Source organism: Mesorhizobium sp. LNJC405B00 (assembly GCF_000502615.1).
In the GTDB taxonomy this organism is placed as follows: Bacteria; Pseudomonadota; Alphaproteobacteria; order Rhizobiales; family Rhizobiaceae; genus Mesorhizobium.
In genome coordinates this window covers 68,744-82,096 of the sequence record NZ_AYWC01000017.1, presented here as the reverse complement: position 1 = coordinate 82,096, position 13,353 = coordinate 68,744, and the positions used below count along the sequence as shown (strand labels likewise).

15 protein-coding genes and 2 pseudogenes are annotated in these 13,353 nt (G+C 64.2%); 9 read left to right on the top strand and 8 right to left on the bottom strand.

Features of this window, described 5'->3' with window-relative positions; translation table 11 throughout:
* Both X756_RS140705 and X756_RS140710 read left to right on the top strand, forming a co-directional pair.
* Window positions 1–530: pseudogene (locus X756_RS140705) on the top strand (KUP/HAK/KT family potassium transporter); the annotation flags it as partial.
* A gap of 129 nt (window positions 531–659) precedes the next feature.
* Window positions 660–1,700: an aldehyde reductase gene (locus X756_RS140710; RefSeq protein ID WP_023731260.1), complete on the top strand. Its 1,041-nt coding sequence runs from the start codon at window positions 660–662 to the stop codon at window positions 1,698–1,700.
* A 53-nt stretch (window positions 1,701–1,753) separates the two neighbouring features.
* Here the strand turns inward: X756_RS140710 and X756_RS140715 are convergent, their stop codons facing one another.
* On the bottom strand, window positions 1,754–2,644 hold the full coding sequence (locus X756_RS140715) for an SDR family oxidoreductase (protein ID WP_023731259.1): 891 nt from the start codon (window positions 2,642–2,644) through the stop codon (window positions 1,754–1,756).
* Window positions 2,645–2,782: 138 nt separating this feature from the next.
* Between X756_RS140715 and X756_RS140720 the strand changes: the two genes are divergently transcribed.
* Both X756_RS140720 and X756_RS140725 read left to right on the top strand, forming a co-directional pair.
* A complete protein-coding gene (locus X756_RS140720) occupies window positions 2,783–3,190 on the top strand; it encodes a helix-turn-helix domain-containing protein (protein WP_023690335.1) in 408 nt (135 codons plus the stop codon).
* Between the two features lie 75 nt (window positions 3,191–3,265).
* Window positions 3,266–4,498: pseudogene (locus X756_RS140725) on the top strand (NAD(P)/FAD-dependent oxidoreductase); the annotation flags it as partial.
* On the opposite strand, the gene X756_RS140730 reads toward X756_RS140725, so the two are convergent.
* Together X756_RS140730 and X756_RS140735 are read right to left on the bottom strand one after the other, a co-directional pair.
* Window positions 4,464–5,204: a glutathione S-transferase family protein gene (locus X756_RS140730; RefSeq protein WP_023731257.1), complete on the bottom strand. Its 741-nt coding sequence runs from the start codon at window positions 5,202–5,204 to the stop codon at window positions 4,464–4,466. The pseudogene X756_RS140725 and the gene X756_RS140730 overlap by 35 nt on opposite strands.
* A gap of 1 nt (window position 5,205) precedes the next feature.
* The gene (locus X756_RS140735; RefSeq protein WP_023731256.1) at window positions 5,206–5,511 is read right to left on the bottom strand and encodes a Rieske (2Fe-2S) protein; all 306 of its coding nucleotides are present in this window, start codon (window positions 5,509–5,511) and stop codon (window positions 5,206–5,208) included.
* 122 nt (window positions 5,512–5,633) lie between these two features.
* Here X756_RS140735 and X756_RS140740 point away from each other — a divergent pair, with 122 nt between their 5' ends.
* From X756_RS140740 to ilvC, 3 genes are all read left to right on the top strand, one after another.
* Window positions 5,634–6,092, top strand: coding sequence for a MarR family transcriptional regulator (locus X756_RS140740; protein WP_023731255.1), 459 nt, complete (start codon window positions 5,634–5,636; stop codon window positions 6,090–6,092).
* Window positions 6,093–6,235: 143 nt separating this feature from the next.
* Window positions 6,236–6,901 (top strand): TetR/AcrR family transcriptional regulator, encoded by a 666-nt coding sequence (locus tag X756_RS140745; RefSeq protein WP_245264573.1) that lies wholly within the window; start codon window positions 6,236–6,238, stop codon window positions 6,899–6,901.
* 23 nt (window positions 6,902–6,924) lie between these two features.
* Window positions 6,925–7,944 (top strand): ketol-acid reductoisomerase, encoded by a 1,020-nt coding sequence (ilvC, locus tag X756_RS140750; RefSeq protein WP_023731253.1) that lies wholly within the window; start codon window positions 6,925–6,927, stop codon window positions 7,942–7,944.
* Window positions 7,945–8,025: 81 nt separating this feature from the next.
* On the opposite strand, the gene X756_RS140755 is transcribed toward ilvC, so the two are convergent.
* Window positions 8,026–8,310 (bottom strand): PilZ domain-containing protein, encoded by a 285-nt coding sequence (locus tag X756_RS140755; RefSeq protein WP_023685169.1) that lies wholly within the window; start codon window positions 8,308–8,310, stop codon window positions 8,026–8,028.
* A gap of 167 nt (window positions 8,311–8,477) precedes the next feature.
* Window positions 8,478–9,071 carry a BA14K family protein gene (locus X756_RS140760; protein WP_023731252.1) on the bottom strand — a complete coding sequence of 198 codons (594 nt, stop codon included), beginning with the start codon at window positions 9,069–9,071 and terminating at the stop codon, window positions 8,478–8,480.
* Between the two features lie 157 nt (window positions 9,072–9,228).
* Here X756_RS140760 and X756_RS140765 point away from each other — a divergent pair, with 157 nt between their 5' ends.
* Together X756_RS140765 and X756_RS140770 are read left to right on the top strand one after the other, a co-directional pair.
* Window positions 9,229–10,341, top strand: coding sequence for an endonuclease/exonuclease/phosphatase family protein (locus tag X756_RS140765; protein ID WP_023712688.1), 1,113 nt, complete (start codon window positions 9,229–9,231; stop codon window positions 10,339–10,341).
* Between the two features lie 5 nt (window positions 10,342–10,346).
* Window positions 10,347–11,066 (top strand): hypothetical protein, encoded by a 720-nt coding sequence (locus X756_RS140770; RefSeq protein ID WP_023731251.1) that lies wholly within the window; start codon window positions 10,347–10,349, stop codon window positions 11,064–11,066.
* Here X756_RS140770 and X756_RS140775 read toward each other — a convergent pair.
* The 3 genes from X756_RS140775 to X756_RS140785 all read right to left on the bottom strand — a co-directional run bounded on the left by X756_RS140775 (window position 11,063) and on the right by X756_RS140785 (window position 13,352).
* Window positions 11,063–11,305, bottom strand: coding sequence for a hypothetical protein (locus X756_RS140775; RefSeq protein ID WP_023690325.1), 243 nt, complete (start codon window positions 11,303–11,305; stop codon window positions 11,063–11,065). The two genes, X756_RS140770 and X756_RS140775, sit on opposite strands and share 4 nt — an antisense overlap.
* A 128-nt stretch (window positions 11,306–11,433) precedes the next feature.
* Window positions 11,434–12,651: an ABC transporter permease gene (locus tag X756_RS140780; RefSeq protein ID WP_023685173.1), complete on the bottom strand. Its 1,218-nt coding sequence runs from the start codon at window positions 12,649–12,651 to the stop codon at window positions 11,434–11,436.
* The gene (locus X756_RS140785) at window positions 12,648–13,352 is read right to left on the bottom strand and encodes an ABC transporter ATP-binding protein (protein ID WP_023685174.1); all 705 of its coding nucleotides are present in this window, start codon (window positions 13,350–13,352) and stop codon (window positions 12,648–12,650) included. Before X756_RS140785 ends, X756_RS140780 begins: the two co-directional genes overlap by 4 nt.
* Between the last annotated feature and the right edge of the window lies 1 nt (window position 13,353).

Genomic DNA, 13,353 nt, shown 5'->3' with positions numbered 1-13,353 from the left:
GTGCGCGGCAGCCGCTATCTGTTCGACAAGACCCGGCGCAACGAAATCCCGCTCGATTTCCTCGCCGGCAATCTGTTGAAGAAGAAGCCGCAGCTGGTGTCCGGCACCGCCGTGTTCCTGACCAGCGATCCGCAAAGCGCGCCGACAGCGCTGATGCACAGCCTGAAACACTACAAGGTGCTGCACGAGCAGAACGTCATTCTGTCGGTGGTCACCGCACCGCAGCCGCTGGTGCCCGACAGCGAGCGGGTCAAGATGGAGACAGTCAACGAGTTGTTCATGCGGGTGACGCTGACCTTCGGCTATATGGAGCAGCCCAACATTCCGCGCGCGCTGGCGATCTGCCGCAAGCAGGGCTGGAAGTTCGACATCATGACGACGTCGTTCTTCCTGTCGCGGCGCTCGCTCAAGGCATCGCCCAATTCCGGCATGCCGGTGTGGCAGGACAAGCTGTTCATCGGGCTCGCCCGCTCGGCGGCCGATGCGACGGAGTATTTCCAGATCCCGACCGGACGTGTGGTCGAGATCGGNATCGGGCTCGCCCGCTCGGCGGCCGATGCGACGGAGTATTTCCAGATCCCGACCGGACGTGTGGTCGAGATCGGCACGCAGGTGGCGATCTGAGGGTCTCGAACGGATAAATCGTCGAGGAGGCTAATATGAGCGGCGAATTGGTGCTGGTCACCGGCGGGTCCGGCTTCCTCGGCGCTCACTGCATCCTCGAACTGTTGAAGGCCGGCTACCGCGTCCGCACCTCCGTGCGATCGGCCAGGCGCGAAGCCGATGTGCTCGCCATGCTCAAGGCAGGTGGCACGGAGCCCGGTGACGCCCTTTCATTCGCCCATGCCGATCTGATGGCCGACGCAGGCTGGCCGGCGGCGGTGGCCGGCTGCGATTACGTGCTGCATGTCGCATCGCCTTTTCCGCCCGGCGTGCCCACGCATGAGGATGACCTGATCCTTCCGGCGCGCGAGGGCGCGTTGCGCGTGCTGCGGGCGGCGCGGGATGCCGGGGTCAGGCGCGTCGTGCTCACCTCATCCTTCGCGGCCGTCGGCTATGGCAAGATGCGCGCGGATGGGCAGCCTTTCAACGAGGAAAACTGGACCGATCCGGCAGGCAAGGTCAGCGCCTATGTGAAGTCCAAGACGCTCGCCGAGCGCGCGGCCTGGGATTTCATCGCCGAGCAGGGCGGCGCGCTGGAGCTTGCGGTCGTCAATCCCGTTGGCATCTTTGGACCGGTGCTCGGCGCGGACCATTCGACCTCGACCGAATTTGTCCAGCGCATGCTGAACGGCGCCGTGCCTGGGCTGCCGCGCCTGTCCTTCGGCGTCGTCGACGCGCGCGACGTGGCGGATCTGCATGTTCGCGCCATGACCCACCCCGCCGCCAAGGGCGAACGGTTCCTCGCTGTCGCCGGCGATTTCATGACGGTGCGCGAGATCGCGCAGACCCTGAAGACGCGGCTCGGGCCGGCGGCGTCGCGCGTCTCGACGCGGGAGTTTCCCGATTGGCTGGTGCGCATCATCGGGCTGTTCAATCCGGAAGCGGCACAACTCGCAACGGAACTGGGCAAGATCAAGAACGCCACCAACGCCAAGGCGGTGCGCGTGCTCGGCTGGGCGCCACGCTCGCGCGAAGATGCTTTGATTGCCACGGGCGAAAGCCTGATCCGGCTGGGACTGGTCAAGCGACGTAGGTAATTGTGCGGGAGGCCGCCGAACCTTAAGGGCTCGGCGTCCCGCAACGGCAGCTTTCAGCCGGCCAGTGCAGCCTTGTTCGTCTCCAGAAACTGCTTCAGCGGCACCGACTTTCGGCCGGAGAGTTTTTCGACCGCGTCGGTCACCATGCCGAGGTCACCGGCGCGGGCGGCGGCGTCGAATGAAACCAGCACCTTGGCGAAGGGTTCAGGCAGGCCGGCCGACTTCATTCCCTCGGTCAGGGCTTCGTCGGAAAGCTGGATGACCTGGATCGGCTTGCTGGTGACTTCGGTGACCAACGCCGCCACTTCGGCAGCCGTATACGCACCGGGGCCGGTCAGCGTGTAAGTCGCGCTTTCGCTGCTGTCCGAGGCGAGCCCCGCTGCGATCGCCGCCGCGAAATCGTCGCGCGTGCCGTAGGAAATGGCGCCGTCGCCGGCGGAGGTGTACCACTGACCCGATGCCAGAACCTGCGGCAACGCCATGAACAGGTTCTCGTTATACCAGCCATTGCGGAAGATCGTGTAGGGGATGCCGCTCGCCTTGATCGCCTGTTCGGTGTCGTAGTGGTCGGGCGCGAAAACAACCGGCGAACCAGGCTCGGGGTTGGGCATCGAGGTGTACAGCAGGTGGCCGACGCCAGCCTGTTTGGCCGCCGTCACCGCCGCAAGCTGCTGCTCGCGCCGCTTCCCCTGTACCTCAAGTTCGTTGGTCGAGATGACGAGTGCCCGGTCGGCTCCCGCGAAGGCCTCGGCAAGCGATTGCGGGTCGTTGAAGTCAGCGGCTCTGACGACGACGCCGCGCGCCGCCAGATCGGCAAGGTTGGCGGGTGTACGGGTGGTGGCGATGATGCGGTTTGCGGGGACCTTTAATGTGTCCAGCAGGTGGTTGATGACGCCGCGGCCAAGCTGGCCGGAAGCGCCGGTGACGAGAAGGGTTGCGGTCATGGGGGATCCTGAAATTGCGCCGGGTGGCGGGTGCTTCTGACAGTCTCAAAAAGAGACCAGCACTAAAATAAGAATTGACCGGCCACCGTAAAGAAGGCAGTTTTTAGGGAGGTAGGCACCGCCAGGGAACCAGCAGCCATGGACGGCAAGGTCGTCAATCTGAGAACCAAGCTCAATATATTCAAAGCCACCAGCGATGGCGCAAACATTGCCGATTGCCCGGTTCGCGACGTGATGCAGGGCGTGAACGGCAAATGGAGTTCGCTGCTGATGGCGGCGCTCGCAGAGCAGCCCTATCGTTTCGGCGAGTTGCGGCGCCTGGTGCCCGACATCTCGCAGCGCATGCTCACCCAGACGCTCCACGATCTGCAGCGCGACGGCTTTGTTCATCGCGAAGTGTTCCCGACCAAGCCGCCAAGCGTCGAATACAGCCTGACCGATCTCGGCCGTTCGATGTTCGGCGCCTTGCATCAATTGATCCTGTGGGCCGAACTCAACCATGGTGCGGTGCGCAAGGCGCGCGCTGCCTTCGACGCCGGTGGCTGATATTTTGGTCCATGCAGCAAAGGCTTGATTTGACAATGGCGCTGAAGGAGTGTCCGGCCAGTAGTTGGGCGGGCAATGGAAAAATCTCTCGACATCGCGATTGCGGGCGCCGGCCCGGCGGGGCTCGCCACCGCGCTCTATCTCAAGCGCGCGGGCCACAACGTCACCATCTTCGAACGTTTCGAGGAACCCAAGCCCGTCGGTTCCGGACTGATCCTGCAGCCGACCGGGCTGAGCGTGCTCGCCGATCTCGGCCTGCTCCACGACATTCTGGCGCTGGGGAGCCGCATCGAGCGTCTGCATGGCGCCGATGCCTCGAGCGGCCGCACCGTGCTCGCCGTGCGCTACGACGCGCAGCCTGGCGGCCGCTTCGGGCTGGCGGTGCACCGGGCGGCGCTGTTCAACATGTTGTTCCGCGCCGCGCAGCGCCAAGGCATCGCCATGGAAACCGGTGTCGAGATCGAGGCGCTGGACGTCGGTGAGCGGGCAAGCCTGATCTTCGACAAGAGCCGAACGGTGGAGGGCCGCAGGGCAGGGCCGTTCGACCTCGTCGTCGACGCCAGCGGCTCGCGTTCGAAGCTGCGCCGGTGCCTCAACGATCCGGCCGAGCCGCGGCAGCTCACTTACGGCGCGTTCTGGGCCTCGCTCGGCTGGCGCCAAGGCTTCGACGAAAATGCGCTGCTGCAGCGCTACGACAAGGCCAGCGTGATGATCGGCGTCCTGCCGATCGGCCGACTGGAACCGGGCGCGGAAAAGATGGCGGCGTTCTTCTGGAGCCTGAAGCCGGCGGATGCCGAAAACGTGCGCGCGGCAGGGCTCGACGCCTGGAAGGCGAGACTGGTCTCGCTGTGGCCGCAGTGCGAGGCGTTCACCAGCCAGATCGACAGCTTCGACCAGCTGTCGCTGGCGCGCTACGGCCACCACACGATGAAGCTGCCGGCCGGCCGCAGGCTGGCCGTGATCGGCGATGCCGCGCATTCGACCAGCCCGCAGCTCGGGCAAGGCGCCAACATGGCGTTGCTCGACGCGGCAGCGCTCAGCCATGCCTTGGCACAGACGGGCAACGTCGAGGCAGCGCTGGAAAGCTACGCCCGGGCGCGGCGATGGCATGTCCGAATCTTCCAGCTGCTGTCGCTGGCGCTGACGCCGTTCTACCAGTCGGACGGCACGATGCTGCCCTTCTTCCGCGACAGGCTGGTGGCAACCATCGCCAAAATCCCGCCAGTGCCAAGCGTGCTTGCCTCGATGGTGGCCGGCACGCTGATCGATCCGTTCAGGCGGATCGGGCTAGAGGAGGTGCACTGGCCAGATCATCCGGCGGGATCAGGGTCGAGAGAAGCGAATTTCTCGCACGCAGGAATAGACGCAGCCGCTGCGGATAGTCCGGCTCCACGGCACCCTTGATCGAGGCGCGTTCGCTCAACGCCTTGCGCCAGGCCTGGACCCGCAGCTTCCCGTCCAGCAGGCCGAAATTGCCGATCCGGTCGAAGGCGTCGAGATAGCGGAAGACCGGGCCGTAGACGGCGTCGACGAGGCAAAAGCGCTGGCCGCTGAACCACGGTCCGGCCTGGTCGGCCAATTCGTTCTCGACACGATCGAACATGGCTGACAGCGCTGCGGATTCCGCCAGGAAGGCGGCCTCCGTCGATGCCGAGTAGAACCGGCCGATGGTGTTCAATGTCGCCGAGCCGAACTCGATCCAGGCGCGATGCCGGGCACGGGCGTAGGCGTCGGCCGGATGCAGAGGATTGGCTTGCGTCTCCTCGAGGAATTCGAGAATGACGGCGGATTCGAAGATCACCGTCTCCTCGCCATTCGCCTGGAGGATCAGCAGCGGTACCTTGCCCAGCGGCGAAATCGCCTTGAACCAGTCCGGCTTGTTGGCGAGGTCGATGGTGACACGCTCAAACGGCACGCCTTTTTCGGCCAGCGAGATAGCCGCGCGCTGCACATAGGGGCACAGATGATGGCTGACGAGAATGAGCTTGCCAGGCATTTCATTCTTCTCAGGCATGTCACTCTCCCCAGACATAGTTCAACGCGCCGTCGTCGACGCGCGTCGACAGGAACATCAGTCGCGACGCTTTTGGCGCCGGACCTTCAAGCCGATCGCCGCTTTCCATATCGAAGGCGGCACCGTGCCATTGGCAGACCAGCTTGCCGTCTTTGCAGTCGAGCGGCCCGCCGAAATGCAGGCAGACATTGGCGGCGGCACGGACACGCTCGCCGCTGCGCCAGACATGGACCTCGCGGCCGAAGAATGGCGCGATCAGGCTGCCCGTCTGTGGGACGTCGGCGACTTTGCAGATTTCGTGTTTCATGGATCTTTCCCGGATTGATGCAATTGCATGCATATAGATGCAAGTGCATCGATCGTCAAGCTTGATGCTAGTGCATTGACCGTCAAGCTTGATGCAACTGCATCTATCGCCTAGGGTGGGTCATGACCAAAACAACCACGCCTTCGCCCGAAGCCGTCAAGGCCTGGGCCCGCCTGATGCGGGTTTCGCGCCAGCTCATCGAAAAGGCGGAAGAGGCTTTGAAGACTAGCGGCTTGCCGCCGCTCGACTGGTATGACGTGCTGCATGAACTCGCCGAGGCGGGCGAGGGCGGGCTGCGGCCATTCCAGCTGACCGAGCGCACTCTGTTTGCGCAGTACAACATCTCGCGGCTCCTGGCGCGCCTCGAGGCCGACGGACTGGTCGAGAAGCTCAGGGTTGCCGATGACGGCCGCGGCCAGACCATCCGCATCTCGGCCAAGGGCCGTCAGACGCGGCGACGGATGTGGGCTGTCTATGGACGGTCGATTGCGGAATTGGTCGGCGCAAAACTCTCCGCGGAGGAGCTGAAGATACTGGCGAGCCTGCTTGGAGAGCTGCGCCATCCGCCCGCCGATGATTGATCCGTCAGAATCTCGTGGTTTGCTCGGCGGCTCTCACGTCGACGATTTTTCTACCTGACCCCTTGCGTCGAGCATAGGATTGCGCAATATGCCGAACCGTAACGTACGGTACGCCGTTTGAGGCGACCCGGCGACCTCATCGAATGGGCAGGAAATTGTTGCAGGCAAGGGCCGAGATCGATACCAGCGAAGTGCTGACAGAGCGGCAAAAGGCCGTCCTGGACGCGGCTTTGCGGCTGCTGGTCGAGGAGGGCGACAATCTGACCATGACGGCGGTGGCGCGCCGCGCCAGCTGCTCGAAGGAAACGCTCTACAAATGGTTCGGCGACCGCGACGGACTGCTGACGGCGACCGTGCAGTGGCAGGCATCGAAAGTGCGCGTGGTGCCGGTCGACGGTGAGCGGCTCGACCTTGCCTCGCTGACGGCAAGCCTGGAAGGCTTCGCCTCGGACTGGCTGAAGGTGATTTCGAGCGATACCTCGATCGCGCTGAACCGCGTCGCGGTCGGCCATGCCGGATCCGGAAAGGACGATCTCGGCGCGATCGTGCTGGAGAATGGCCGTTTCGCGCTGGCCAGACGGTTGAAGCCGGTGCTGCTTGCCGGCAAGCAGGCCGGGCTGCTCGACTTTACGGACGCCGAAATGGCGTTCCGGACCTTTTTCGGGCTGGTCGCCCGCGACGTGCAGATCCGTCTGCTGCTCGGCGACAGGCTGGAATTGACTGAAGCGGCGATCGGCGGCGATGCCGTCCGGGCGACGCAGCAGTTTCTCGCTCTTTATGGAGCAAAAACCGGGCCGCAAGGCCTCTAATCTCTGTGGGAAGGAAGCAAAAGATGCGTGTCTATTACGATCGCGACGCCGATCTCAATCTAATCAAGGGCAAGAAGGTCGCCATTATCGGCTATGGCAGCCAAGGCCGGGCGCACGCGCTCAACCTCAAGGATTCCGGCGCCAAGGAAATCGCCATCGGCCTCAAGGCGGGATCGGCGACCGCCAAGAAGGTCGAGGCCGACGGGCTCAAGGTGATGAGCGTGGCGGACGCTGCCAAATGGGCCGATTTGATGATGATGGCGACGCCTGACGAGCTGCAGGCCGACATCTACAAAAACGAAATCGCGCCAAACATTCGTGACGGCGCCGCGATTGCCTTCGCGCACGGCCTCAACGTGCATTTCGGCCTCATCGAGCCGAAGTCGACCGTCGATGTCGTCATGATCGCGCCGAAAGGCCCCGGCCACACGGTGCGCGGCGAATACCAGAAGGGCGGCGGCGTGCCGTGCCTGGTCGCCGTCAACCAGGATGCTTCCGGCAACGCGCTCGATCTCGCTCTGTCCTACGCCTGCGGCGTCGGCGGCGGCCGTTCGGGCATCATCGAGACCAATTTCCGCGAGGAATGCGAGACCGATCTGTTCGGCGAGCAGGTCGTGCTCTGCGGCGGCCTGGTCGAACTGATCCGCGCCGGCTTCGAGACGCTGGTTGAGGCCGGCTACGCACCCGAAATGGCCTATTTCGAGTGCCTGCACGAGGTCAAGCTGATCGTCGACCTGATCTATGAAGGCGGCATCGCCAACATGAACTACTCGATCTCGAACACCGCCGAATGGGGTGAATATGTCTCAGGCCCGCGCATCATTACCGCCGAGACCAAGTCCGAGATGAAGCGCGTGCTGAAAGACATCCAGACCGGAAAATTCACCTCGGAGTGGATGCAGGAATACCGCGCCGGCATGTCGCGCTTCAAGGGCATCCGCCGCAACAATGACAGCCACCAGATCGAGGAAGTCGGCGCCAAGCTGCGCGCCATGATGCCCTGGATTTCCAAGAACAAGCTGGTCGACAAGGCCAAGAACTAACCCGCAGTCGTCGGGATTGGGAGCAAAGAGCCGGCGGAGCGATTCGCCGGCTCTTTCATGCCGGTTTATCGATCAGGACGCTCAGCCATAGTGCCAATGCGGCTTTGGCTCGGTGCCGGTGAACTCGACGCCGATGCGGTCGTCGCGGCGCCAGCGCACGATGGCCTTGTAGCCGATGCCGTCGACAGGCACATAGAGCAGGAACTCGTCCGGCACGCGCGCGTCTATCGAGACTTTCAGTTCGGCGCCGCCGGCATGCATGTTGCGGACCGTGCACTTGACCTCGGAATTGGTGAGGCCGGTCAGAATCGTCGCGCCCTTCAGCACGCGCTGCCGGTGTTTGTTTCGCAATTCGTTGTCGGCCATGACGGCGTCCTTCGCGACCGGATCGGCGCGATCGTCAGATGGGGCACGATATCACGGATAGGCTGAGCCGATAAACATATGGTTAGCGGTGACCGAGACCAGCCGTCTTTCCCAAATGAAAACGGCGCCGCGATGGGGCGGCGCCGTCGTGTATTGTCGTTTATAGTTCAGCTGTAGGGCGACCAGCATTGCTGGCGCGGGCCACCATAGGGCTGGAACGTGTTGTCCCAGGCCCGATAGGACCGATAGCGGTCGTAGCACCACTGGACATGGGCGCTGGACAGACGCTGCGTGCGGTAATAGCGCCGGGGCGCCGGCTGCACGTAGTAGCCGTCATTGTAATAGCCGTTATTGTAGTAGCCGTTGTTGTAGATGCTGCCGAGGCCCAGACCCAGGCCGAGGCCGAGAACCGCTGCGGCGCCGCTGTCAAAATCACGGCCGCGATGGTGGCGGTGATGGCGCCAGCGCCAGTTGTCGCCGCCGTTCCAGTTGCCGCCATTCCAATTGCCGTTGTTCCAGTTGCCTGACCGGGCAAAGCGACGGCTGTCGTGGCGGCGCCACTGCCAATCGTTGAAGGAGCGGCGGTCATTGCCGCCCGCCCAGCTGTCGCGAACCGGTGTGATGTCAGACAATGCGGTGCTTGCCGGCACCGACAAGTCCGGCTGCAGGATCGGGCCCGCGGCGGATGGCGCCGTGAGACCCGAGAAAAGACCGAGCGCTAACAGCCCGGATTTGACTGTGGACGAAAAGAGCGAGCTCATTGCACTCTCCAAGTGATACAGGCCCCACGCCCGGATACCCCAGGGAAGTGGCCTATTGATGGACCTTGGCGTCTGAACGGAGGATGAACGGAAAGGTTCCATCAGCCATGACGAGCAGCCCTTGTTTTCATGGGCGCTTGCAGGCAAAGGTCAGCCCATGTCGCTGCGCCTCGCCACTTTCAATGTCGAAAACCTGATGAACAGGTTCGATTTCTCGGGCTTCCGCAACCAGCTCAACGAAGACCGCACGCTGGCGCTTTTCGACATCCAGAGCGAAGCCGAATACCGGATGCTGGAGCAGGCGCGCGCCATCGCACAGTCCGACGATACGCGCCAGTTGACCGCGCTCGCCATCGCCGCCACCCGCGCCGACATCATCTGCATGCAGGAGGTTGACAACATCGAGGCGCTGAAGGCGTTCGAGTATGGCTATCTCTTCAAGATGGTGGGCGAGGGTTACCGGCAGAAATACACCACCGCCGGCAATGATTCGCGCGGCATCGACGTTGCCGTGATGATGCGCAACGAGACCGCGCAAGGTCAGCCGATCGAATTCGTGCGCATGACCAGCCATGCCTATGTCACGTTCGAGCAGTTCGGGCTGCACACGCCTGAACTCGAGGCGCTCGGCAACCTGGCCAACGAACGCATCTTCCGGCGCGATTGCCTGGAGGTCGACATCAAGGTCGGCGGCGTGCCGCTGACGCTTTACCTCGTCCATTTCAAATCGATGGGCTCGCCGCGCAATGGGCTCGACGGCCGCGAGGCGACGATGCCGGTGCGCATCGCCGAGGCGCAAGCGGTGCGCCGCATCATCGACGAGCGCTTCGGCAAAGAGCACGCAGCCGACAAAAACTGGGCGATCTGCGGCGACATGAACGACTACCGGCAGCGGGTGAAGATCGAGGGCGACGCTATCGACGGCTACCGCTTCCAGGTGATCGACGAGAGCCAGTCCTGTATCGATGTGCTCACCGCCGGCGGCTTTTGCGAGAATGTCGTCGAACGCCGGCCGGAGATGGACCGCTGGAGTTTCTACCACACGCGCGGGCCGAAGGAGCGGCATCTGTGCCAGCTCGACTACATCCTGCTGTCGAAAGGGCTGGCGGCGAAGAATGCGACGGCGGTTCCCGACATCATCCGCAACGGCCAGCCCTGGCGCACCATCTTTCCGGCCGGACAGGCGGTGGAGCGCTTTCCGCGCGCCGGCTGGGACCGGCCGAAGGCGTCGGACCATTGTCCCGTCGCAATTACCCTGGACATGGCTTGAGCACGGTGAGCTTCGACCTGCCGCGCAACGTCATCCTGCCCGTCGACGAAATCGACGTCCGGCTCGACCCCGGCCCGCATCCGTTCGAGCGCGACAACGCGCAGGCGATCATTGACAACTGGCGGCGCGAGGTCACGGCCAATCCGGCGCTGTTCGACGGCACGGTGGTGCTGCTCTCGGCGCTCGCCTGGCGCGACAACCGGATCGTCGGGCGTTGTCACGCTGTGAAGTACTCGACCTTCCTGCTGTGGCGAAAGAACCGGCAGGGGACGGGCGCCGAGCATGCCTATGGTCACGCCATGCTGGTCGCCGGCGACAACGCCCTGGTGGCGATCCGCATGGGCGCGCACACGGTCCCGGCCGGTAGTGTCTACTTCGCTGCCGGCTCGTTCGAGCCGATCGATTTTCGCGATGGCCGCGTCGATGTCGATTTCAACATGATCCGTGAAGTGCGCGAGGAGACCGGGCTTGACCTGACAGGCGCTGCGCGCGGCAAGCGCTACCATGCGCTGTCGACTTCGACCGGCACGGTCCTCTTCCGCCGCTACCACGTCGATGCGCCGGCCGACGAGATTGCGCGGCGCATCGGCGCCTTCGTCGCGACCGAGACCGAGCCGGAGATCGAGGGGCCGGTGATCATCCGCCACGCCGCCGACCTGCCGGAAGGGCTGGCACCGCATATGAAGCCGCTGGTCGAGTGGCATTTTGGCGGTGGCGGGGGCTAACGGCGCGGATTGTTCTGCGCCGCCTTGCGGTCGTTGCGGGCGGCGACGAGGAACAGGATAACGCCGATGCCCAGCAATCCACCCATGACCATGCCCATCGTCTGGCCGACGACTGCCTGAAAATCGGCGGTGACACGATCGGGATTGGCCATGCCGTAGCGGGCGAGATACCACCAAAGTCCCGCAAGGGCGCCTTCGATGATCACCATCGTCAGAATCAGCCGCGCCTTCTTGCTCATTGCCACTCCTTGACCAGATGCTTTGCTCTAAAATTAGCATCGCAGACCGGACGACAACAAGTATTGCGATGTCGACAAGCACCCATCCTTGTGGATAGCGGTTGGTTGCGGTGGAGCTGATCTGGCGCTTATTCGTGGCGCAGCGCGTCGATCGGGTCGAGCCTGGCGCCGCGCAGCGCCGGGAAGAAGCCGAACACCATGCCGATCAGCGCCGAAAAACCGACGGCGAGCAGGATGACCGCCGGGCTCGGCGCAAACGGTATGGCCAGCGTTGCCGAGGCGAGGCCGGCCAGCGCCAGGCCGATCAGGATGCCGATAATGCCGCCGAGCAGCGACAGCACCGTCGCCTCGACCAGGAACTGGATGAGGATGTGCTTTTCATGCGCGCCGATGGCGAGCCTGATGCCGATCTCGCGGGTGCGCTCAGTGACCGAGACCAGCATGATGTTCATGATCCCGATGCCGCCGACCAGCAGGCTGACGCCCGCGACGGCGCCCAGCATGCCGGTCATGGTGGTGGTGGCGCTGGCCATGGCGTCGGCGATCTGGGTCATGTCGCGGATCGAGAAATCGTCTTCGCGGTCCGGCGTGATGCGGCGGGTGTCGCGCAAAATGTCCTCGACTCGCGGCTGCAATTCGGTGGTCGGCGTGCGGTCGTCGGCGGCGACGTAGATGTTGTCGATGTCGCGGTTGCCGGCGATGCGGCGCTGATAGGCGGCAAGCGGCATCAAGACGACATTGTCCTGGTCCTGGCCGAAGCCGGTATAGCCCTTGGGTTCGAGCAGGCCGATGATCTTGCACGAGGTGCGGTTGACGCGGATGATCTCGCCCTCGGGTTCGCCGGCGCCGAAGAATTGCTGGCGCACCGTCTCGCCGATCAGGCAGACGCCGGTGCCCGAGCGTGTCTCCGAATCGCTGAATGGGCGGCCCGACACCAGCTTCCAGTCGCGGGCGTCGAGATAGGCGCTGTCGGTGCCGGTGACGCCCGAGGTCAGGCTCTCGGTGCCGAAGATGACGCGGACTTGTTTCTGCGACGCCGGCGCGATGGCGCGCGCGCCGGTCAGGTGGGCTACGAGGGCGGCTACATCCTTGTCGGCCAGAGGCCGTACCGCCTGGTCGAGCCCGCCTGGTCCGCCAGTGCCTGCCGGGCGGCCGGAACGGACGACGAGCAGGTTCGAGCCGAGCTTGGCGATGTCCGACTTGACCTTGGCCGTGGTGCCCGAACCGATGGTCAGCATGGCGATGACGGCGGCGACACCGATGACGATGCCGAGCAGCGTCAGGAACGAGCGCAGCACATTGCGGCGGATGGAGCGCAGAGAGAGGCGGACGGTTTCCCAGATCATGACGCCAACTCCGACTTGGCCGTGTCGGACGCGACGTGGCCGTCGAGGAAGCGGATGGTGCGCTCGGCATAATCGGCGACATCGGCCTCGTGGGTGACCATGGCGATGGTCAAGCCGAGCTCCCGGTTCAGCCGCGTCAACAACTCCATGATCTCATGCGTGCGGGCGGTGTCGAGATTGCCGGTCGGCTCGTCGGCGACGAGCAGCGTCGGCCTGGTGACGATGGCGCGCGCGATCGCCACGCGCTGTTGCTGACCACCGGAGAGTTCGGCCGGCGTGTGATGTTCGCGCCCGACCAGGCCGACCTCCGCCAGCGCCTGCATGGCAAGATCGCGGCGCTCGCGGGCCGGCGCGCCGCGATAGATCAGCGGCAGCTCGACATTTTCCGCCGCCGTGGTGCGCGGCAACAGATTGTAACCCTGGAAGACGAAGCCGATATAGAGATTGCGCAGAAGCGCCCGGCGGTTGCGGTCGAGCCGCCCGGCGTCGATGCCCATGAAGGAGTAGGTTCCGGCCGTCGGCGTGTCGAGGCAACCGATGATGTTCATCGCGGTCGATTTGCCCGAACCGGACGGGCCCATGATGGCGACGAATTCGCCACGCTGGATGGCGAGGTCGACGCCGGCCAGCGCATGGACCTTGGCTTCGCCCTGGCCATAGCTCTTCCAGACCGTGTCGAAACCGATGAGGCCCGCGGCCATG